Origin of the sequence: Phyllobacterium pellucidum (assembly GCF_013327855.1) — a bacterium.
In the GTDB taxonomy this organism is placed as follows: Bacteria; Pseudomonadota; Alphaproteobacteria; order Rhizobiales; family Rhizobiaceae; genus Phyllobacterium; species Phyllobacterium pellucidum.
Genome location: NZ_JABUMX010000001.1, coordinates 210796 through 232017 on the forward strand (window position 1 = coordinate 210796; position 21222 = coordinate 232017).

Consider the following 21222-nt stretch of genomic DNA (forward strand, 5'->3'; position numbering starts at 1 on the left):
CGCTATATTTGACCAGAAATCGCTTAATGTATAGCTACTTAAGTCCTTGTTTTTTATACTTTGCACACGTACACATCAAATAACCGGCCAAAAATCTCCGGGGCTCTTGCACCGCAAACGACAATACCATTAATTGTATTAGCTCGTTGAGCAACCCGTGGTTGCAATTGTCGATTTTTGAAGCCCAGACCTTGACGTTGCGCAGAAGCCTGTTCATTTCACAGACTTCTGTACCGGTGCGAAACCGGCACTTCTTTAATCAGACAAGGGCAGAAAGCTCGAATCCGTAATGAATCTCGTCGTCGTCGAATCGCCTACCAAGGCCAAATCAATCACCAAATATCTTGGCCCGGGCTACAAGGTCCTGGCCTCGTTCGGCCACGTGCGCGATCTGCCTGCCAAGGACGGCTCGGTCCTCCCCGACAACGATTTCTCGATGTCCTGGGAAGTAAGCTCCGAATCGTCAAAGCGGCTGAGCGATATCATCAAGGCATTGAAGGAGAGCGACACCCTCTTTCTTGCGACCGACCCTGATCGCGAGGGTGAGGCGATCTCCTGGCATGTGCTCGAGGTGCTGCAGCAAAAGAAGGCAATTGGTACAAAGGCGGTAAAACGTGTTGCGTTCAACGCGGTTACCAAGGATTCGGTGCTCGAGGCCATTGCGAACCCGCGCGATATCGATATGCCGCTGGTCGATGCCTATCTCGCCCGCCGTGCGCTCGACTATCTATTTGGCTTTACCCTCTCTCCCGTGCTTTGGCGCAAGCTGCCCGGCGCCCGTTCGGCGGGACGTGTCCAGTCCGTCACCCTGCGGCTCGTCGCGGATCGCGAAGCTGAGATCGAACGGTTTGTGCGCGAAGAATACTGGACGATCGCAGCGCACTTGAAGACGCCGCGCAATGACCTCTTCGAAGCGCGCCTTGTAGCAATCGACGACAAGAAGCTCGGCAAGCTCGACATCAAGAACGGCGAACAGGCCGGCGAGATTCGCGCCATGCTCGAAGGCGCTTCGTTTAAGGCGACCGCCGTTGAAGCAAAGCCGATAAAGCGCAGTCCCGGACCGCCCTTCACCACCTCCACTTTGCAGCAGGCAGCATCCGGACAATTGGGCTTTTCCTCCTCACGGACGATGCAGATCGCCCAGCGTCTTTACGAAGGCATGGACCTTGGCGGGGAAACTGCCGGTCTCATTACTTATATGCGTACTGACGGCGTTCAGATGGATCCGGAAGCGGTGCAGGCAGCACGCAAGACCATCGGGCGCGTCTTCGGCGACAAATATGTGCCGGAGAAGCCGCGTTACTATTCGACCAAGGCGAAGAATGCGCAGGAGGCTCATGAAGCCATCCGCCCGACAGACTTCAATCGTCACCCCAAGGACATGCGCAAGTTCCTCGATGATGATCAGGCGCGGCTTTATGAATTGATCTGGAAGCGCGCTATCGCGAGCCAGATGCAATCGGCCGACATCGAGCGTACGACCGTCGACATCGAGGCGCGGAACGGTTCCCGCCTGGCGCAATTGCGTGCGACAGGTTCGGTCGTCCGTTTTGACGGTTTCCTCGGAGCGTATGTCGATCACCGCGAGGAAGAGGATGTCGACGAAGACAGCGCCCGCCTGCCCGAGATCAGGGCTGGTGAGGCCCTCGCCCGCGAGAAGATCGAAGCCAGCCAACACTCGACCGAACCACCGCCGCGCTATTCGGAAGCAACGCTCATCAAGAAGATGACCGAGCTCGGCATAGGCCGCCCGTCCACTTATGCGGCAACGATAACGACACTGCGCGACCGCGAATATATTGCGGTCGAGAAGCGCAAGCTTATCCCGGAGGCCAAGGGCCGGCTGGTGATCGCCTTCCTCGAAAGCTTCTTCAAGCGCTATGTCGAATATGATTTCACGGCGGACCTTGAGGAAAAGCTCGATGAAATCTCCGACGGCAAGCTCAAGTGGAAGGATGTCCTGCGCGATTTCTGGACCGATTTTTTCGGGTCCGTCGATGGTATCAAGGAACTGCGGGTCACCAACGTTCTCGACGCGCTTAATGAGGAACTCGGCCCGCTCGTCTTCCCGCCGCGTGAAGACGGCAGCGATCCCCGCATCTGCCAGGTGTGCGGAACGGGCAATCTTTCGCTGAAGCTTGGCAAATACGGCGCATTCGTCGGTTGCTCGAACTATCCCGAGTGCAAGTTCACGCGCCAGCTCGGCGGCAGTGAGGCGGCAAACGAGAACGGCAATAGCGCCGACGAGCCCAAGCTTCTCGGCAAGGATCCCTATACCGGCGAGGACATCACTGCACGCAGGGGCCGCTTTGGACCCTACATTCAGCGCGGCGACGGCAAGGAGGCCAAGCGGGCAAGCCTGCCCAAGGGCTGGACGCTCGAAACGATCGACCACGAAAAAGCGCTGGCCCTATTGTCGCTGCCGCGTGATGTCGGGCAGCACCCCGAAACCGCCAAGATGATTTCCGCCGGGATCGGGCGGTACGGCCCGTATATCGCCCATGACGGCACCTATGCCAATCTCGAGAGCGCCGAGGACGTATTCTCTATCGGGCTCAACCGCGCCGTGACTGTTCTTGCTGAAAAGCAGGCGAAGGGTCCCGGTCGCGGCAGGGGAACGCCCGCAGCGCTCAAGCAGCTCGGCGATCATCCTGATGGCGGTCCGATCACGGTGCGCGACGGGAAGTATGGCCCTTACGTCAATTGGGGCAAGGTCAATGCGACATTGCCTAAGGGCAAGGATCCGGCTGTCGTTACGGTCGAAGAAGCGCTTGCCATGATTGCGGAAAAAGCGGGCTCCAAGGGCGGCAAGAAGGCGCCGGCGCGCAAGGCTGCCGCCAAGAAGGAACCCACCGCGAAGAAGACTGCCAAGAAGCCGGCAGCCAAGAAGGTTGCCGCGAAAAAGGCAAGTTAGGAAGCTGAATTGGCACGCCGTATCTCTCCACCCAGCGGAAAAAAGCGGCCTGCCAGTTCCGCAGAAGGCAAGCGCGAATCCTTCTTGCCGAGCCGGGATGAGATTCTTGCCTTTATCAAAGAAAATCCGGACCTTGCCGGCAAGCGCGATATTGCCAAGGCATTCAACCTCAAGGGCGAGGCGCGGATTGTCCTGAAGGACATTCTCCGCGATCTTGCTGACGACGGCCTCGTCGAAAAGCGTGCCAAGCGTCTCGCTCTCCCCGGCAGCCTTCCCAACGTGGCCGTTCTGGATATCACCGGGCGGGAAAGCGACGGCGGACTCATTGCCAGGCCCGCGGAATGGGACCCCAATCATAATGATCGTCCGCCGGTTGTCTTCATTCGCGCCTCGCGGAACCAGAAAGGTCCTGTCCCTGGCGTCGGTGATCGGGTACTTGCGCGTATCTTTCATGGCGCCGATGCGTCGGGCCATGCCTATACGGCGCGCGTCATCAAGCGGATCGAACATCGCAAGGATGCAGTGCTCGGCGTCCTGCGCAAGCTCGACAATGGCGAATGGCGGCTCGAGCCCGTCGAGCGTCGCCAGGTAGAGCTGTCCATCGATCCCGCGCAGCTCAACAATGCCAAGCCGAACGATCTTGTTGAAGTCGAGGTCTTGAAGGTCAGTCGGTATGGGCTCGCATTGGGCCGGATCACGCAAGTCATCGGGTCAGTGGCCAGTGAAAAAGCGCTGTCGATGATAGCGATCCACGAGCACGAGATACCGCACGTATTTCCAGACAGCGTCATCGCCGAAGCAGAGAAGTCAAAGCCCGCGACTATGGAGCATCGCGAGGACTGGCGCGCGGTTCCACTGGTGACGATCGACCCGGCCGACGCCAAGGACCACGACGATGCGGTCTATGCCGAGCCTGACACCGACGAGAAGAACCCCGGTGGCTATATCGTTACCGTCGCGATAGCCGACGTCGCCGCCTATGTGACGCCGGACTCTGCACTCGACCGCGAAGCGCTGAAGCGCGGCAACTCAGTCTATTTCCCCGACCGGGTCGTGCCCATGCTGCCCGAGCGCATCTCAAATGATCTTTGCTCGCTCAAGGAACTGGTCGATCGCCCTGGCCTCGCCGCCCGTATGATTTTCAGCGCGCAAGGCAAGAAGGTATCGCACAGTTTCCACCGCATCATGATGCGCTCGCATGCGCGGCTTGCCTATCCGCAGGCCCAGGCCGCGATAGACGGTTCACCGGATGAAAAGACGCAGCCCATCCTCGACACCATCCTGCGACCACTTTGGGACGCTTACGGCGTCCTGAAGCGCGGCCGGGATGCACGCGAGCCGCTCGAACTCGACCTTCCGGAAAAGAAGATTCTGCTGACGCCGGAGGGGAAGGTCGACAAGGTCGTCGTGCCCCCGCGGCTCGACGCGCACAAGCTCATTGAAGAATTCATGATCCAGGCCAACGTGGCCGCCGCGGAAACACTCGAGCGCAAGAAGCAGCCGCTAATTTTCCGCATCCATGATGCGCCGTCGCTGGCAAAGCAGGAGACGCTGCGGGAATTTCTGCGCACGCTCGATATTTCTCTGGCGCGCGGTGCGGAGCTGCGCCCGAACCAGTTCAACAACATATTGAAACGGGTGGAAGGCAGCGAAAGCCAGGAACTGGTCAATCAGGTAGTGCTCAGATCCCAGTCGCAGGCCGAATACAATCCTGAGAACATTGGGCATTTCGGTCTCAATCTGCATCGTTATGCCCACTTCACCTCCCCGATCCGCCGCTATGCCGATTTGATCGTGCACCGGGCGCTGATCGCGGCGCTCGGTCTTGGTTCGGACGGCATCACGCCGAAGGAAGAAGCCGATCTTGCGGAAATTGCCGCGCTTATATCGACGGCGGAGCGGCGCGCCATGGCCGCCGAGCGCGACACGGTGGATCGCCTCATCGCGCACTATCTTGCCGACAAGGTCGGCGCGAGTTTCGAGGGCCGCGTGCAGGGCGTAACCAAGTCGGGGCTCTTCGTTTCGCTTGCGACATATGGCGCCGACGGCTTTATTCCCATTTCAACTTTGGGTGATGATTACTATCTTTATGACGAAACCAACCATGCCCTCTCTGGCGAGCGAAGCGGAAAAGGCTTCAGACTTGGCGATGTCGTCGAAGTCCGGCTGGTAGAAGCATTGCCCGTAGCGGGCGCATTGCGGTTCGAAATGCTCTCCGAGCCTCACCCCGTACCAAGCGGGGTACGCTCGCATCACAAGGCAAAGCGCTTCGTGCGCGGAAACCAGAAGCGCCCATCCACCGTCTCGCGCGGAGGGCGAAGAGGCAGAGGATGACGACAATACAGACGTTTGGCGCAGGCACTGGCGAGACGCGGCCCGCTCGTCCCGTGGGACAGGCAATGTGGCGGGGCTTTCGTTGCCGCTGCCCCAATTGCGGCGAAGGCAAGCTCTTCCGTGCGTTCGTCAAGTCCGTCGACAATTGCTCGGTGTGCGGCGAAGACTTTACCCACCAACGCGCCGACGACTTTCCCGCCTACATCACCATCACGATTGTCGGACACGTCGTCCTCGGCGGATTCCTCGCAGTCGAAACCCTCTTTATCCTGTCCAACTGGGTGCACCTCGCGATCTGGGTGCCCTTAACCATCATCATGTCGATTGCCCTGCTTCAGCCGATCAAGGGTGCGATCATCGGCCTTCAGTGGGCAAATTACATGCATGGCTTCGGCGGCGAGACCGACGATCTGGAACCATCGGACCAGTGAGCTCATGGCGGTGAACGGCCAGAACCACGAAGCCGCGGTCGCCGACAAGCGGCGAGCGGCGCGCATAAGGCCCCGCGATGCTGCCTCGCTATTGCTCGTCGACCGTTCCGGTCCAGAGCTGCGGATACTCATGGGCAAGCGCCACATGCGCCACGTCTTCATGCCAGGAAAATTCGTGTTTCCCGGCGGCCGCACCGAAGTGTTCGATGGGCGGGTATCTGCGTTTTCGGAACTTGCGGAGGCCGATCAGGCGAAGCTTCTCGGCGGCATGGGCAGCAGGCCCAGCCTCCAGCGCTGCAGGGCTCTGGCCCTTGCAGCGATCCGCGAGACCTATGAAGAGGCCGGTCTTCTCCTCGGGCGCCGGCATGACGATCGTTCTTTGATCAAGCATCCGGACTGGGCGGCCTTCTCGGAGCGCCGGATCATACCGGACCTGTCCCTCCTTCGATATTTTGCGAGGGCAACCACGCCCCCCGGCGGCTCGCGCCGGTTCGATACGCGATTCTTCCTTGCTTTTCGCGACGCCGTCGCCGATACGCTCCCCGAGCCGACCGGTCCGTCTCAGGAACTCGAGGAGCTTTGCTGGCTTCCCTTCGCGCAGGCAAGGCAACTCGACATTCCCGAAATTACCCGGTTGATCATCAAGGAGGCGGAGACTCTCCTCGGCGAGAATCCGTCACTGACGCCCGGCAATGCCCTTATTCAATACCGCATGAAATATGGACGATTCGTCCGAGAGGTCTTTTGATTCATGGATTCAATGCAGACGGCTGAACAGGTGAAGGTTCAGACCCACTGGCGCGCACTCGTCGCCGCGATAGCTACCATCAGCGCCGTTGGCGTTGCCATTGGTCTCGGTATTCCGCTCCTCAGCGTCATTCTGGAAAGTCGCGGTCATTCGGCAACCATGATCGGCCTGAATGCGGCCGTCGCCGGCATTGCGTCCATCGTCGCCGCGCCTTTCGCAGCTCCGATTGCAGCCCGACTCGGTGTCGTACCAACCCTGATCGGAATGCTTCTTATCGGCGCCTTCTCCTTTGTCGGATTTCATTTCTTCACCGACTTCTGGATGTGGATGGTGCTGCGTGTCTTCCTGCACTTCGCCTTGACGATGCTGTTCATCCTGTCCGAATACTGGATCAATGCGGCAGCCCCGCCCGAGAAGCGCGGTCTGGTACTCGGCATCTATGCCACCGTACTTTCGATGGGATTTGCGCTTGGCCCCTGGCTGTTTTCGCGCATCGGGAGCACGGGAATCATGCCTTTCGCGGTCGGCTTCGGCATCATTCTGTTCGCGATACTGCCCGTGCTTCTCGCATGGAACGACAGCCCGGACTTCAAGGAAGAAGAACATGTGCCCTTTGCGCCATTCATCTGGGCGGTCCCGACTGCAACGGCAGCGGTCTTCGTGTTCGGCGCGGTCGAAACGGGCGGCTTCGCCCTCTTCCCTGTGTTTGGCTCGCGCATAGGCTATAGCGAAGCCAATGCTGCCCTGCTGCTTACGACGATCGGGCTCGGCAACGTTCTTTTGCAAATTCCCATCGGCCTTCTCAGCGATCACGTCAACGATCGCCGCAAGATCCTGCTTGGTTGCGCCCTGATCGGGCTTGCCGGCATGTGCATTCTGCCGTTCATTTCGAGCAACTGGTATATCGTCGCCGCCCTGCTTTTCGTCTGGGGCGGCGTGGTTGCCGGCCTCTACACGGTCGGGCTCGCGCATCTCGGATCGCAACTGACCGGCCGTGAACTCGCCTCCGCCAATGCAGCGTTCGTTTTCTGCTATGCGGTCGGCATGCTGGTCGGACCGCAGGCGGTTGGCGCCGGCATGGATGTCCTCGGGCCCAAAGGCTTTTCGATCACCCTCGCCGTGTTCTTTGCCTTCTACGCGCTTCTCGTCGGATCGAGGCTTCTGGCTCGCCGGGACTGAAACCCGGCGACCAGTTATGTATCTACCGCTTCATTCCTTGTTGCGGAACGCCGCCTCGCCTGCATCCGAGACTTCGACCCATTTCTTGTCGGGCGCGGCATTCGGCACATAGGCGTCGTGCCAGTTCCACCATTTGTAGGTGGGTGTCTGCGGATAGCCTTTGGGCGAATCCTCCCAGACTTCCTGCCGGCCAAGCGGCGTGATGTCGAGGTAGTTCCAGGTACCCCCCATCTGCTCGTCGCCGCGATTGTTGATGAAATATGTACGGAAGATACGATCGCCGTCACGGTAAAAGACGTTCGTCCCGTGCCATTCGTCGACGCCGAAATCCGCATCGAACCCGTCGGTGACCGTGACCCAGGGTATCATCTCCCAGCCCATCCGCGCCTTCAGGCGTGCGATATCCGCCTGGGGCGCGCGCGAGACGAAAACAAGCGTCGTGTCGCGAGCATTGAGGTGGGCAACGTGCGCCACCTGGTCGGCCACCATCGAGCAGCCTCGGCAGGCATGTTCCGGCCAGCCAAAGACGCCGGGTTCGAAAAAGGCGCGATAGACGATCAGCTGCCGGCGGCCATCGAACAGGTCGCGCAGGCTGACCTTGCCCTCAGGTCCTTCGAAAGCATATTCCTTGTCGACTGACATCCACGGCATGCGTCGGCGCTCGGCAGCAAGGGCGTCGCGTGCTCTTGTGTGATCCTTCTCCTTGACGAGCAGCTTTTCACGCGCCGTTTCCCACTCCTGGGGCGATACGACTGACGGCGTATGCATTCCGGTCGTGCCGCTGGCGCTGCCGCCTTTGATAAATGAAGCCATGATGTTAATTCCTCCTGATCCTGGCAATGCCGCGCCTATTTCGCGCGGCAATCGATGCGGTCATGAGCCAGTCTGGCACCGGAGACTAGTAGTGCGCGAGTAACAAAGGTGACGGCATTGCGTTTCAGCCACGTTTACCCCGCCCCCAACCCCGTCAGTTTGCCGCCGGCACCGGACAATCCAGATCGCCGTCCGTACATTTGAGATAGCCCTTCAGGTTCTCGATGCGCATTTGTGTCATGCCGTCGAGGCAGGAGCTGGAGACAAAGGGATACACGGTACCGGCAGATACGCGTGAACTCGAGAAATTGCATTCGGCATCGCGGAAGGCCACCCATGCCTTCTGCGCTGAAACGAGAAGCTTTGTCGTATCCGTGTCGTCTTTGAGCCGCGCCTCGATCTCCTTGTAGAGCTTGTTCAATTCGGCGTCGGATTTTGCATAAGCTTTCCCGGCGCACACGTTCATTTCCGTCTGATTGGTCAGATCGCCGCAATTGCTCTGTGCCGAGCCGAGACCGGGTATCGCAAAAATCATGGCGACAGTCAGAGGTGAAACTTTCATTGGTGAAATTCTCCGCTAAACGATAGTCAGATGGGAGGATTAGAACCCGCGAATCGCGCCCGAGCCAGATGCAATTGCCAGTTTCAACGTCAGCGTGTGTCCGGCAGCTAGCTTTAATAGAATTTCGCCATTTCGTCATTTGAAAAGCTGCCACGCGGCACACCTATGCGTTCGAGCACATACTCGAACAGCGGGAGCTTACCGATGATGACGACAACCGCGCGTGTCGGGTCGATTTGGAGGAAGTATGCCGTGAGCCTATCGAGTGGGCTTGACTTTCGGCGCCATTCGGTTAAGTGTCCGGCCGAATTTCCGCTTATAGCCACGCTGCTGGATTTGAATAGCGGTCCTCAACAATCAGAACAGGTAAACTGAAATGGCTAAGGCTGCGAATATCAAGATCAAGCTTCTGTCGACCGCTGACACCGGTTTCTTCTACGTCACGAGCAAGAACAGCCGTACGAAGACGGAGAAGATGTCCTTCCGCAAGTACGACCCGGTTGCGCGCAAGCACGTTGAATTCAAGGAAACCAAGATCAAGTAATCTTGGGTCATCCAGATCATCAAAATGCCGCCCCAGGGCGGCATTTTTGTTTGCAACTGGGTGTTCTTGTTCGGATAGAGGCGTACTAGGCGGCGGCTGAGACAACACGGTTGCGGCCGGCGGCCTTGGCATCGTAAAGCGCGTCGTCGGCGCGCTTGAGGAGCGCTGACACGCTGTCACCGGTCGGCAGCACGCTGGCGATGCCGACACTGATCGTCACGGGCACGCTGATCGCATTCTTGTTGACTGGAAACGGTGTGGAGGCGACTTCGCGCCGGATACGCTCGGCGACAACAGCGGCAATTGACGTATCCGTGTCCGGCATGACGATAAAGAACTCCTCGCCGCCGTAACGGCTGGCAAGATCGCTGCCGCGAACATTGCGGCGCAGGCGCTTGGCGAACTCGCGCAACACCTCATCGCCGCCATCATGGCCGTGCGTGTCGTTGATCAGCTTGAAGCGGTCGATATCGGTCATGAGCACCGACAGCGGCCGACGCCGCTCCACCGCGCGCTTGAACAGCGTTGCCAGATGCGTTTCAAGATAAAGCCTGTTGTGCAAGCCAGTCAGGCTATCGGTCACCGCCATTTCGTAGGTCTTGACGACGCTCGCGCGAAGACCGTCATGATAGGCCTTGCGCCGCAACTGCGTCCGCAGCCGCGCCAAAAGTTCGTTGGGATGCAGCGGACGCATTACATAGTCATTGACGCCAAGCTCCAGGGCGCGGCGGATCAAGGTCTCCTCCCCCGGTCTGGCGATAAGGATAATCGGCAGCGAGCGCGTATTGTCGAGCGAACGCAGCTGGGCACAAATGCGCAGCGGATCGAAATCGGACAGATTGGACGATATGACCAAGCAATCATAGTTGCCCTGTATCGCATCGAAGAAGCCGGTCTGCGGGTCAATCTGGACATCAACGACCGCGGTTACCCCAAGGATCGACTGGATGCGCTCGGCGCTTTCCAGCCGCTCGTCGATGAGCAGTACGCGCGCTTTCTTATTGCCACCGTCCTTGCCCGGGAAGCGCAGAATCGATTCTAGCCCGACATCGCGCGTCGTCGCCACCCGAAGCCGCAGTTCGTCAGTCAGGTTCTTCAGCCTTACCAGGCTTTTCACCCGCGCGAGGAGTTGCAGGTCGTTCACCGGTTTCGTCAGAAAATCATCCGCGCCGAGGTCGAGGCCGGTGATACGATCCTTCTCGCCGTCGAGCGCGGTGACCAGCACGATCGGAATGTGGGCAGTCGCTGGACTCGATTTCAGCCTGCGGCAAACTTCGAAGCCGTCCATGCCGGGCATCATGATATCGAGCAGGATGACGTCGACGTTGCTGGTCTCGCAAATATCGATCGCCGCATAGCCGTCGGTAGCGGTCACGACTTCGTAGTATTCCGCCGTCAGCCGCGCTTCCAGCAGCTTCACATTTGCGGGTACATCGTCAACAACAAGAATGCGGGCCGTCATATTTCACTACTCCGAACTGACGGTTACGCGTCGCCAAGATAAGATTTTATGGTTTCGATGAACTTCGGCACCGAGATCGGTTTTGAGATATATGCTTCGCAACCGCCCTGCCGGATGCGCTCTTCATCCCCCTTCATGGCGAAGGCGGTGACAGCGATAATTGGGATGACGTGGAGATCGTCGTCGGCCTTGAGCCATTTGGTGACTTCTAACCCGGAAACTTCCGGCAGCTGTATGTCCATGAGGATGAGATCGGGCCGATGCTCGCGCGCAAGATCGAGCGCTTCCAGACCGTTGCGCGTACGGATGGTTTCATAGCCGCTGGCTTCGATGAGATCGCGAAAGAGCTTCATGTTCAGCTCATTATCCTCGACGATCATGACTTTCTTGACCATTGGCAAATTCCTGTTGACCATGCTCGAAGGCGCATGCCACCTGCCGAATTCCATGAGACAAAGATCAGCAGCAACTCCGCTCCAAGGATACATTTGATATCGGCGGATGATTGATGAAAAGGTAACTCCGCACACCAATTCAGATATGCTGTCGATCATGTTTAACCAAGGATTTATTCAACAACTTCTTTTGCTCATATTCAACCGCATGTGGTTGCGGGTGCAGCAGAAAAATCGACCGCGATGTGCGACATTGAGGAACGTACCCAGATGAAAAATCAGCTCTCTCTTGACGACGCGCAGCAATTCGCGATCGACGCCCTGGTGTTTCTGGCGCAAGACAGCGAGCTGCTTTCCCGCTTCCTCGCGCTGACCGGGATCAACGCCGACCAAATCCGCACCGCGGCAGACGAGCCGGGCTTTCTCGCCGGCGTTTTGCAATTCTATCTTGGTCACGAGCCCACCCTGATGAAATTCTGCGAGACGAACGGAACCGACCCGGCGACCTTTCAGGCGGCGCTGCGTCTGCTTCCCGGTGGACGGACCCAGGAGATGTAAGCGGTTCATAATCGCCAGCGCGATATTGCGCGGACTCAGCCGCTTCGGTAAGCTGGCGATGTTCCTTTTATGTTCCGAGCATCATGGCCTCCCTCAACGATCCGCGATATGGCTTTTGCCGTGACTGTATGGCCGCCCAACGCGCGGAAGGCCGCCGCTGCCACGTTTGCGGCAGCCCGCGCCTGCTGCGTCATCCAGAGCTGTGCAGGCTGAGCATCGCCCATGTTGATTGCGATGCTTTTTATGCCGCGGTTGAAAAGCGCGACAATCCTGAGCTTCGCGACAAGCCCGTCATTATCGGCGGAGGCAAACGTGGCGTCGTTTCAACAGCTTGCTATGTTGCGCGCATCCATGGCGTGAAGTCGGCAATGCCAATGTTCAAGGCACTGGAGGCCTGCCCGAACGCGGTCGTTATTCCACCCGATATGGAGAAATACGTCCGCGTCGGCCGAGAGATACGCCAGATGATGCGCGATCTGACACCGATGGTGGAGCCGCTGTCGATCGACGAAGCGTTTCTCGATCTGGCGGGCACAGAACGGCTGCATCACGATCCGCCGGCGCGGGTGATGGCGAAGTTTTCAAACCGCGTGGAGCGGGAAATCGGGCTCTCTGTCTCCGTCGGCCTCTCCTACTGCAAGTTCCTCGCAAAGATCGCTTCCGACTTCGACAAGCCGCGCGGGTTCTCGATCATCGGCGAGGCCGAAGCGAAGGACTTTCTTGCCGACAAGCCGGTGACGATGATCTGGGGCGTCGGCAAGGCCTTCGCCGCGACACTGGAGAAGGATGGCATCCGCATGATCGGCCAGTTGCAGACCATGGAGCTCGGCCCGCTCATGGCGGCATACGGCACGATGGGCCAACGGCTCTTCCGGCTCTCGCGCGGCCTCGACACTCGGCGCGTCGAGCCGAATGGTGAGAGCAAAAGCGTGTCGGCGGAAACGACCTTCAACGAAGACATTGGAACCAGGGACGAACTTGTAGCGATCCTGCGCTCGCTATCTGAAAAAGTCTCGCGCCGTTTGAAAGCGGCCGACATTGCGGGTCGCACGGTCGTGCTCAAGCTCAAGACACGCGACTTCAAGTTGCGCACCCGCAATCGCCAGCTCGCTGATCCGACGCAGCTTGCCGATCGCATCTTTCGCACCGGCTGCTCGCTCCTTGAAAAAGAAATCGATGGTACGAGATTTCGCCTAATCGGCATAGGCGTGAGCGATCTCAGCGATGACGGACGAGCCGACCCGAAGGATCTGGTCGACGTGCAAGCTACGAAGCGCGCCGTGGCCGAGGGCGCCATCGACAAACTACGGGGCAAGTTCGGCAACAATGCCGTCGAAACCGGCTATACGTTCGGCAAGATCAGGACACCGCCCAAGGCTTCGCCCGAGGAACTGGAGTGAGCGACCCTACCCCATCTCGACTTCGACGATGCCCGGAATGGCCTTCATGGCGCTCGCAACCTGCGGTCCGACCCGGTAGCGATTGGGAAGCTCGATCTCGACTTCAGTCGCGCCGTTTTCCTTGATCAGTACGAGACTGACGACCTGGCCGTCATTCTGCGGCGCAAGATAAGGCGCAATCGAGGTCAGCGGCGCGCTGGAGCGCATGTAAAGCCGCAACGCCTTCTGCATGCGCGTTGCCTCATCTTCCAGCGACTGCGCGGTCTGGATGCGCAGGCTGATCCCTTCCGGACGGTCCTCCGCACCGACAGTCACCACGACCGACTTGCCGGGCTCGAGCAAATCTCGATATTGCGACAGCGCTTCGGAAAAGAGTACGGCTTCAAACTGGCCGGAGGAATCCGAGAACTGGATGATTCCCATCTTGTTGCCGGTCTTCGTCTTGCGCTCCTGCTTGGCAGTGATCGTGCCCGCCAGCCGCCCCGCATTGGCGCCGCGCTTGACCGCCGCCTGAAACTCGAGCCAGGTCTGCACGCGCAGCTTTTCGAGGATAGGCCTGTATTCGTCGAGGGGGTGGGCAGAAAGGTAGAACCCTGCCGCCTCGTATTCGCGCCGCAGTTTTTCCGCCGAAAGCCAGGGCGCTGCCGCAGGCAGTTGCAGCGTTTGCGCGCCCGAGGCCATGCCGCCGAAAATATCCGCCTGTCCGCTCAGGCTGTCTTCCTGGGTGCGCTGCGCATGGCCGATGATGCGGTCGAGGCCGGCGATCATCGCGGGGCGCTCGCGGCCGAAACAATCGAAGGCGCCGGCATTGATCAGACTTTCGAAAACGCGTCGGTTGACGACGCGCGGGTCGATGCGCTCGCAGAAATCCTCGAGGCTGGCATAGGGTGTGGCGCCACGCTTTTCGACGATATGATCGACGGCCGCCTCGCCGACGCCCTTGATGGCCGCGAGCGAATAATAGATCCGGTTCTCGCCGACTTCGAACAGGCGATAGGATGTGTTGACCGAGGGCGTCACCACTTCGATACCCAGCCGAACAGCTTCTCGCCGGAAGTCGTTGAGCTTGTCGGTATTCGACATATCGTAGGTCATCGACGCGGCGAGGAATTCGACCGGATAATGCGCCTTCATATAGGCGGTCTGGAACGACACGATCGCATAGGCCGCCGCATGCGACTTGTTGAAGCCGTAATCGGCAAATTTCGCGAGAAGATCGAAGATGAAATTGGCCTGCGGCTTGGTCACGCCGCGCTCGACGGCGCCATCGACGAAGCGCACGCGCTGCATGTCCATTTCAGCGCGAATCTTCTTGCCCATGGCGCGGCGCAAAAGATCGGCTTCGCCCAGCGTATAGCCGGACATCTCCTGCGCAATCTGCATCACCTGTTCCTGGTAGATGATGACGCCCTGCGTTTCCTTGACGAGATGGTCGATCTTCGGATGGATCGACGCCATCTCTTCGTCGCCGTTCTTGCGGGCGTTATAGGTCGGGATATTCTCCATCGGACCCGGGCGATAGAGCGCGACAAGCGCGATGATATCTTCGATCCGGTCCGGCCGCATACCGATCAGCGCCTTGCGCATGCCGGTACTTTCCACCTGGAACACGCCGATCGTCTCGCCGCGCGAGAGCATCTCGTAGGTCAGTTTGTCTTCAAGCGGCAGATTGGAAAGGTCGACCGCGATTCCGCGCCGCTTGACGAGGTTGACCGCGGTTTGCAGCACGGTCAGGGTCTTAAGGCCGAGGAAGTCGAATTTCACGAGCCCCGCTTCTTCCACCATCTTCATGTTGAACTGGGTGACCGGCATGTCCGAACGCGGATCGCGGTACATCGGCACGAGTTCCGACAGCGGCCGGTCGCCGATGACGATGCCGGCTGCGTGAGTAGAGGCGTGGCGATAAAGGCCTTCGAGCTTTAGCGAAATATCGAGCAGACGCTCGACCACCGGCTCCTTGTCGCGCTCCTCGCGAAGACGCGGCTCATCCTCGATGGCTTTCGACAGCGTAACCGGATTGGCGGGATTGGCCGGAACCATCTTGGTCAAGCGGTCGACCTGGCCATAGGGCATTTCTAGAACGCGCCCGACATCGCGCAGCACGGCCCGGGCCTGCAGGGTTCCGAACGTGATGATCTGCGCCACCTGATCGCGGCCATACTTGCCCTGGACATAGCGGATGACTTCATCGCGCCTCTCCTGGCAGAAATCGATGTCAAAGTCCGGCATCGACACGCGATCGGGATTGAGAAAGCGCTCGAACAGAAGCGAAAAGCGCAACGGATCGACGTCGGTGATCGTCAGCGCATAGGCGACGAGCGAACCCGCACCCGAGCCGCGACCCGGCCCGACCGGAATGTCATGGGCCTTTGCCCATTTGATGAAGTCAGAAACGATGAGAAAGTAGCCCGGATATTTCATCCGGGTGATGATCGAGATCTCGTACTCGAGCCGTTCTGCATATTGCTCGGGCGTATGGCCCTCAGCCAGGCCCTGTTGTTGGATACGCTGGGCAAGCCCTTCCCGCGCCTGCCGGGCGAGCTCATCGGCCTCCGCCTGGAGGGCCGCATCGGGATCATCGCTTTCGCCGGTAAAGCGCGGCAGGATCGGAGCGCGATTCTTGGGATAATAGGAACAACGCAGCGCTATCTCGACACTGTTTTCGATTGCCTCCGGCAGATCGGCGAAGAGCGCCACCATCTCCGCTTCGCTTTTCAGATAGTGGTCCGACGTGAGTCGGCGCCGGTCGTCGATGGAAAGGAGCGAACCCGAGGCAATGGCAAGCAGCGCATCGTGCGCCTCGTAGTCTTCGCTATTTGAAAAGAACACATCGTTCGTCGCTACAAGCGGCAACTCCATCTCGTAGGCCAGTTCGACCTGCGCTGCCTCCAGAGCACGATCGTACCCCGCATGTCGCTGTAATTCGACGTAGAGCCTATCCCCGAACTGCGACCGCAACAGGCTCAGGCGCTGGCGGGCCCGGTCACTGCGGTCGTCCTTGATCGCTTTGGCGATCGGCCCCTCCGGTCCACCCGTCAAGGCAATGATGCCGTCGGTTCTGCCGGGAAGCCAGTCCGCCGCGATGTGAATTGGATCGCCAGCAGGTGAATCAAGGTAGGCACGGCTCACGAGGCGAACGAGATTGGCATAGCCCGCCTCGGTGGCAGCGATCAGTACGAACGGGGCAAGACCAAGCGCCTCGCGCCGATTGGCGCTGCGGCTTTCTTCGGCCTGGTCGTGGAAAGCAATGTCGAGCTGGCAACCGATGATAGGCTGCAATCCTGCTTTCGAACCCTTCTGCGCAAACTCGAGTGCGCCGAAGAGGTTGTTCGTATCGGTGATTGCCAGCGCCGGAAACTTGCTGGCAACCGCAAGATCGATGACCTTGGGAACCTGCAATGCGCCTTCGAGCAGCGAATAGGCGGAGTGTACCCTCAGGTGGACGAATCGCAGCGCCTGCGCGTTTGCCTTGCCGCCGCTATTGCCCTGCCCGTCTGCCAATTGTCGTCTCCGGATATTGAACGGAGAACTGATTCACCGCTGAGGCATAGTCGAACAAGCGCCACACGGTGTCCACCCGTATTGGGGTTCTTGCCCGACCGCAACAGTGGATAGAGCAAGATCGCGCGGGCTGAAGCTCTGCCGCGCGATCTCAGATTTTCAGATAACGCTGACCCACATGGCGAAAGTAGCAATGAACAGGCTGACAGTAACGAATGACATGACGTCCTGGAAAAGTTCGCTCATCGGTAAAACCCTTCTTCGTTGTCTCTATGTATATGTTTTGTTCTATTTTTGTTCCAAAGTCAAGCGAACCAAAGCGCGGTTTGGCGCTATGGTTTGCAAAATCTTAAGAGAAGGTGAACGATGTCCGCAGCGAAGCGTATTTGAACAGAATTATCTGACCGCACGCTTCATTTCGGACGTGACGGTCAGGCTCCAAAATCCCCGGGGGATCAAAGATCGGTGATCTTGCCGTCCTTCAGGGTCACGCGCCGGTCCATGCGGCGGGCGAGATCGAAATTGTGTGTCGCGATCATCGCCGAAAGCCCGGATTGGCGAACGAGCGCCTCCAGAGCTTCAAACACATAGGACGAGGTAACAGGATCGAGATTGCCGGTAGGCTCGTCAGCCAGGAGCACCAGCGGCGCGTTAGCGACCGCACGTGCGATCGCCACACGCTGCTGCTCGCCGCCCGAAAGTTCGCTCGGCCGGTGCGAAGCCCTCGCCCCGACCTTCATGTAATCGAGGAGCTGCTGCGCCCGCTCAGCCGCTATCCCTGGCTTCATACCGCGAATCATCTGCGGCATCATCACGTTTTCAAGTGCGGAAAACTCCGGCAGGAGATGATGAAACTGGTAGACGAAGCCAATGTCGTTGCGGCGGATTGCGGTACGTTCTTCATCAGAAAGCGTGCCGCACGACCTTCCGGAAAGAATCACATCGCCGCTGTCGGGCCGCTCCAGAAGTCCGGCCGTATGAAGCAGGGTCGACTTGCCGGCGCCCGACGGTGCGACAAGGGCCACCATCTCGCCCTTGCCCAGCGCGAAATTTGCGTCGTTGAGGATCACCAATTCGCGGTCGATCTCATTGTACCGACGGCCGACGCCCGTCAGTTGAAGAATGGGACCGGCTGCCATCTATTCGTACCTCAGGGCTTCAACTGGATCGAGCTTGGCTGCGCGCCAGGCGGGAAAAAGGGTTGCAAGGAATGATAGAACCAGCGCCATGAGGATGACCGAAAACGTCTCGTTGAAGTCCATCTTGGCCGGAAGCGTGCTGAGAAAATAGAGTTCCGGATTGAACAGGGTTGTTCCGGACAGCCAGGAGAAGAATTCCCGAATCCGCTCCACGTTAAGGCAAACGACCACGCCAAGCACGACGCCTGCGAGCGTGCCGGTCACACCGATGGCGGCGCCGGTCATCAGGAAGATGCGCAGGATCGAATTACGCGTCGCTCCCATCGTTCTGAGAATGGCGATGTCATGCCCCTTGTCCTTCACCAGCATGATCAGGCCGGAGATGATGTTGAGTGCTGCGACGAGCACGATCAGCGTCAGGATCATGAACATTACGTTGCGCTCGACTTGAAGCGCGGAGAAGAAGGTCTGGTTGCGTTGACGCCAGTCGGTGAGCATCAGCGCCCGCTGCGCAGCATCCTCGACCGGCTTCTTCAGCGCATCGATATTGTCGGGATTGTCAGCGAAGATTTCGAGCGACTGAACCTTGCCTTCCTGGTTGAAATAGAGCTGCGCTTCCTCGAGCGGCATAATGACGATCGAAGCATCATATTCCGACATGCCGATCTCGAAGATGGCGGTGACCGGATAGGATTTGACGCGCGGTGCCATGCCGAGCGGGGTCACATCGCCATCGGGAGAAATCAATGTGAGGCGGTCACCGAGGCCGAGGCCGAGATTCTCGGCCATGCGCGTGCCAATCGCGACGCCGCCTGCCGTGTTGAACCCTTCGAAGGTCCCCTGCCGCACATTCGTCGCAACGAGCTTGAGCTTGGCAATGTCTTCCTCGCGCAAGCCGCGCACCAGAGCGCCTGTGCCTGCGCCGACAGTGCCCTTTGCAAGCACCTGGCCCTCGACAACGGGTATGGCGAAGGATACGCCGGAGACGCCGTCAACACGCTTGATTACCGCATCGTAATCATCGAGCGGCCGGTCGATCGGCTGCATGATCAGATGGCCGTTGATACCAAGGATGCGGGTCAGCAGTTCGCTGCGAAAACCGTTCATCACGGCCATGACAATGATGAGCGTCGCAACGCCCAGCATTATCCCGGTGAACGAAAACCCGGCAATCACCGAAATGAAGGTTTCCTTGCGCCGCGCCCGAAGATAACGCCAGGCGATCATCCGCTCATAGGCGGAGAACGGCTTGGAACCGGTCATCGCAGTCTGTTCAGTCATGGGGTCCTGCAAGCTTGTTGATCGCCGATTCGACGCTGAGCGTCTCGCGGGCGCCCGTTGCGCGATCCTTGAGTTCGACTTCGCCAGCAGCGACGCCGCGCGGGCCGACGATAATCTGCGTCGGCAGACCGATCAGGTCCATGGTCGCAAACTTGGCGCCAGGACGGTCGTCCGTATCGTCAAGCAGCGGATCGAGCCCGGCATTGGTCAGAGCTTCGTAAATCTTGGCAGAAACCGCGTCGCAAGCTGCGTCGCCCGGCTTCATGTTGACGATGCCGGCGCCAAACGGCGCTACGGATTTCGGCCAGATGATGCCGTTCTCGTCGTGCGAGGCTTCAATGATGGCAGCGACGACGCGCGAAGGGCCGATCCCATAGGAACCCATCGATACGAGATGATCCTTTCCATCGGGGCCGCTGACCTTGGCTCCCATCGGTTCGGAGTATTTCGTGCCGAAGTGGAAGATGTGACCGACCTCGATGCCGCGAGCGGCCAACTGGTCGGAGGCTCCGACCTTGGCCCAGGCGGCCTCATCATGCATCTCGTCGGTCGCCGCATAGGGCGTCGTCCAGCGCTTTACGATATCGGCGATTTCATCGTCATTGTCGAAATTCGTATCGGAACCCGGTACAGGCAGGTCGAGATAAGCCCGGTCACAAAAGACCTGACTTTCGCCGGTATCGGCAAGGATAATGAATTCGTGGCTGAGTTCACCGCCGATGGGACCCGTATCGGCACGCATGGGTATGACCTGGATACCGAGGCGCGAGAACGTGCGCAAATAGGCGACGAACATGCGGTTATACGCGGCCTTCGCTGCCTCGAAGTTAAGGTCGAACGAATAGGCGTCTTTCATCAGAAACTCGCGCGAGCGCATGACGCCGAAACGCGGACGGCGCTCGTCGCGGAATTTCCACTGGATGTGATAAAGATTGAGCGGCAAGTCCTTGTAAGACTTCACATAGGCGCGGAAGATCTCTGTGATCATTTCCTCATTTGTCGGCCCGTACAGCATATCGCGTTCGCCGCGATCCTTGATCCGCAGCATCTCGTCGCCATAGGCGTCATAGCGACCGCTTTCACGCCACAGATCGGCCGATTGAAGGGTCGGCATCAGGAGCTCGATAGCTCCGGACCTGTTCTGCTCCTCGCGGATGATATTGCTCACCTTGTTGAGAATTCTCAAACCCGCCGGCAGCCATGCGTAGATGCCGGCCGACTCCTGGCGAATCAGCCCGGCGCGCAACATGAGCCGGTGGGAGACGATTTCCGCCTCCTTGGGGTTTTCTTTGAGGATGGGCAAAAAGTACCGGGAAAGCCGCATTGAAGATCACCAAATTGAATACAGCCTGAGTGCTTTAAGAATCAGGCAAAACCAAGTGCAAGGTAGCGCATAACACCATAAATCGTGTTCGATTTCTGGGAGGGAATATGCACCCGTCAAAATCACGCTGCGTTTCTCGTAGTTCGAAAGAAGACAAGCCAGCAGCAAAGTTTACTTAACTGCTTCGCATCTGATTGGAAACCCGTAAGCAGGAGCGAAGAAGCTACTGATTTATCGAAGATTCATGATCCTGCTGGAAATGTAAGCAAAATGTGATGGCAACGAATATTTTTCGTGACATTTCGCAGGCAGTCCGCTATTTTTTTCGGCATAAGGAGAAAGTAAGAAAAATTCTGCTTTCCTACGCGGTCAAAGTCTTGGGAGGATGTGACCTGTGGCGCGATAACACGCAGCCGCCACGCAAGTGGATCAGGTCGGACGCGATCTTAAAATGCAAGGTGAAAGCCTTGCATTTTTTTTGTCCTTAAGCGCAAATTCAAGTACTTGCTTGCTGTTCTGAAATCGAATTCTAAGCAGCCGCTTTTTGTTGCTGCATTTCGGCTCTGTTAGCCTACCTCTTCGGCCGATTCAATTTCGAGATGCAGCTGTTTGCCAGATCGCGCGACGCCCAATCAAA

16 protein-coding genes are annotated in these 21222 nt (G+C 58.6%); 8 read left to right on the forward strand and 8 right to left on the reverse strand.

Annotation, left to right across the window (positions count from 1 at the left end):
- The first annotated feature begins 289 nt into the window (after window positions 1-289).
- The 5 genes from topA to HQ945_RS01035 are packed head-to-tail and all read left to right on the forward strand — an operon-like array spanning window position 290 to window position 7606.
- Window positions 290-2914, forward strand: coding sequence for a type I DNA topoisomerase (gene topA, locus HQ945_RS01015; protein WP_113280088.1), 2625 nt, complete (start codon window positions 290-292; stop codon window positions 2912-2914).
- Between the two features lie 9 nt (window positions 2915-2923).
- On the forward strand, window positions 2924-5248 hold the full coding sequence (gene rnr, locus HQ945_RS01020) for a ribonuclease R (protein ID WP_113280089.1): 2325 nt from the start codon (window positions 2924-2926) through the stop codon (window positions 5246-5248).
- Entirely contained in the window at window positions 5245-5679 is a 435-nt protein-coding gene (locus HQ945_RS01025) for a DUF983 domain-containing protein (RefSeq protein ID WP_113280090.1), read from the forward strand. The genes rnr and HQ945_RS01025 overlap by 4 nt, the downstream gene beginning before the upstream one ends.
- A 4-nt stretch (window positions 5680-5683) precedes the next feature.
- Entirely contained in the window at window positions 5684-6427 is a 744-nt protein-coding gene (locus HQ945_RS01030; protein WP_091949294.1) for an NUDIX hydrolase, read from the forward strand.
- Window positions 6428-6430: 3 nt separating this feature from the next.
- Window positions 6431-7606 (forward strand): MFS transporter, encoded by a 1176-nt coding sequence (locus tag HQ945_RS01035; RefSeq protein WP_091949291.1) that lies wholly within the window; start codon window positions 6431-6433, stop codon window positions 7604-7606.
- Window positions 7607-7636: 30 nt separating this feature from the next.
- On the opposite strand, the gene HQ945_RS01040 is transcribed toward HQ945_RS01035, so the two are convergent.
- On the reverse strand, window positions 7637-8419 hold the full coding sequence (locus HQ945_RS01040; protein WP_207719697.1) for a DUF899 domain-containing protein: 783 nt from the start codon (window positions 8417-8419) through the stop codon (window positions 7637-7639).
- A 154-nt stretch (window positions 8420-8573) separates the two neighbouring features.
- Complete coding sequence (locus tag HQ945_RS01045; RefSeq protein ID WP_113280091.1) at window positions 8574-8981, reverse strand: lysozyme inhibitor LprI family protein; 408 nt, start codon at window positions 8979-8981, stop codon at window positions 8574-8576.
- Window positions 8982-9357: 376 nt separating this feature from the next.
- On the opposite strand from HQ945_RS01045, the gene rpmG reads away from it, so the two are divergent.
- Window positions 9358-9525, forward strand: coding sequence for a 50S ribosomal protein L33 (gene rpmG / locus HQ945_RS01050; RefSeq protein ID WP_008122896.1), 168 nt, complete (start codon window positions 9358-9360; stop codon window positions 9523-9525).
- Between the two features lie 85 nt (window positions 9526-9610).
- Here the strand turns inward: rpmG and HQ945_RS01055 are convergent, their stop codons facing one another.
- Window positions 9611-10987, reverse strand: coding sequence for a PleD family two-component system response regulator (locus HQ945_RS01055; RefSeq protein ID WP_027232494.1), 1377 nt, complete (start codon window positions 10985-10987; stop codon window positions 9611-9613).
- 23 nt (window positions 10988-11010) lie between these two features.
- Window positions 11011-11382, reverse strand: coding sequence for a response regulator (locus HQ945_RS01060; protein WP_008122893.1), 372 nt, complete (start codon window positions 11380-11382; stop codon window positions 11011-11013).
- A 270-nt stretch (window positions 11383-11652) separates the two neighbouring features.
- Between HQ945_RS01060 and HQ945_RS01065 the strand changes: the two genes are divergently transcribed.
- On the forward strand, window positions 11653-11940 hold the full coding sequence (locus HQ945_RS01065; protein WP_113280202.1) for a DUF3572 domain-containing protein: 288 nt from the start codon (window positions 11653-11655) through the stop codon (window positions 11938-11940).
- An 83-nt stretch (window positions 11941-12023) separates the two neighbouring features.
- Window positions 12024-13340 carry a DNA polymerase IV gene (locus tag HQ945_RS01070; protein ID WP_113280093.1) on the forward strand — a complete coding sequence of 439 codons (1317 nt, stop codon included), beginning with the start codon at window positions 12024-12026 and terminating at the stop codon, window positions 13338-13340.
- Between the two features lie 6 nt (window positions 13341-13346).
- On the opposite strand, the gene dnaE is transcribed toward HQ945_RS01070, so the two are convergent.
- From dnaE to proS, 4 genes are all read right to left on the reverse strand, one after another.
- On the reverse strand, window positions 13347-16841 hold the full coding sequence (dnaE, locus tag HQ945_RS01075) for a DNA polymerase III subunit alpha (RefSeq protein ID WP_113280094.1): 3495 nt from the start codon (window positions 16839-16841) through the stop codon (window positions 13347-13349).
- A gap of 455 nt (window positions 16842-17296) precedes the next feature.
- Complete coding sequence (locus tag HQ945_RS01080; protein ID WP_027232490.1) at window positions 17297-17980, reverse strand: ABC transporter ATP-binding protein; 684 nt, start codon at window positions 17978-17980, stop codon at window positions 17297-17299.
- Window positions 17981-19261, reverse strand: a complete 1281-nt coding sequence (locus HQ945_RS01085) for a lipoprotein-releasing ABC transporter permease subunit (RefSeq protein ID WP_091922558.1) — start codon at window positions 19259-19261, stop codon at window positions 17981-17983. It lies immediately after the preceding gene.
- Window positions 19254-20585, reverse strand: a complete 1332-nt coding sequence (gene proS, locus HQ945_RS01090) for a proline--tRNA ligase (RefSeq protein ID WP_174207583.1) — start codon at window positions 20583-20585, stop codon at window positions 19254-19256. The genes HQ945_RS01085 and proS overlap by 8 nt, the downstream gene beginning before the upstream one ends.
- Window positions 20586-21222 lie beyond the last annotated feature (637 nt).

What these genes read in the sequence shown, in the direction of transcription:
- topA (WP_113280088.1), top strand. Translation starts at nt 290, where the DNA reads ATGAATCTCGTCGTCGTCGAATCGCCTACCAAGGCCAAATCAATCACC.
- HQ945_RS01025 (WP_113280090.1), top strand. Translation starts at nt 5,245, where the DNA reads ATGACGACAATACAGACGTTTGGCGCAGGCACTGGCGAGACGCGGCCC.
- HQ945_RS01030 (WP_091949294.1), top strand. Translation starts at nt 5,684, where the DNA reads ATGGCGGTGAACGGCCAGAACCACGAAGCCGCGGTCGCCGACAAGCGG.
- HQ945_RS01035 (WP_091949291.1), top strand. Translation starts at nt 6,431, where the DNA reads ATGGATTCAATGCAGACGGCTGAACAGGTGAAGGTTCAGACCCACTGG.
- HQ945_RS01040 (WP_207719697.1), bottom strand. Translation starts at nt 8,419, where the DNA reads ATGGCTTCATTTATCAAAGGCGGCAGCGCCAGCGGCACGACCGGAATG.
- HQ945_RS01045 (WP_113280091.1), bottom strand. Translation starts at nt 8,981, where the DNA reads ATGAAAGTTTCACCTCTGACTGTCGCCATGATTTTTGCGATACCCGGT.
- rpmG (WP_008122896.1), top strand. Translation starts at nt 9,358, where the DNA reads ATGGCTAAGGCTGCGAATATCAAGATCAAGCTTCTGTCGACCGCTGAC.
- HQ945_RS01055 (WP_027232494.1), bottom strand. Translation starts at nt 10,987, where the DNA reads ATGACGGCCCGCATTCTTGTTGTTGACGATGTACCCGCAAATGTGAAG.
- HQ945_RS01060 (WP_008122893.1), bottom strand. Translation starts at nt 11,382, where the DNA reads ATGGTCAAGAAAGTCATGATCGTCGAGGATAATGAGCTGAACATGAAG.
- HQ945_RS01065 (WP_113280202.1), top strand. Translation starts at nt 11,653, where the DNA reads ATGAAAAATCAGCTCTCTCTTGACGACGCGCAGCAATTCGCGATCGAC.
- HQ945_RS01070 (WP_113280093.1), top strand. Translation starts at nt 12,024, where the DNA reads ATGGCCTCCCTCAACGATCCGCGATATGGCTTTTGCCGTGACTGTATG.
- HQ945_RS01080 (WP_027232490.1), bottom strand. Translation starts at nt 17,980, where the DNA reads ATGGCAGCCGGTCCCATTCTTCAACTGACGGGCGTCGGCCGTCGGTAC.
- HQ945_RS01085 (WP_091922558.1), bottom strand. Translation starts at nt 19,261, where the DNA reads ATGACTGAACAGACTGCGATGACCGGTTCCAAGCCGTTCTCCGCCTAT.
- proS (WP_174207583.1), bottom strand. Translation starts at nt 20,585, where the DNA reads ATGCGGCTTTCCCGGTACTTTTTGCCCATCCTCAAAGAAAACCCCAAG.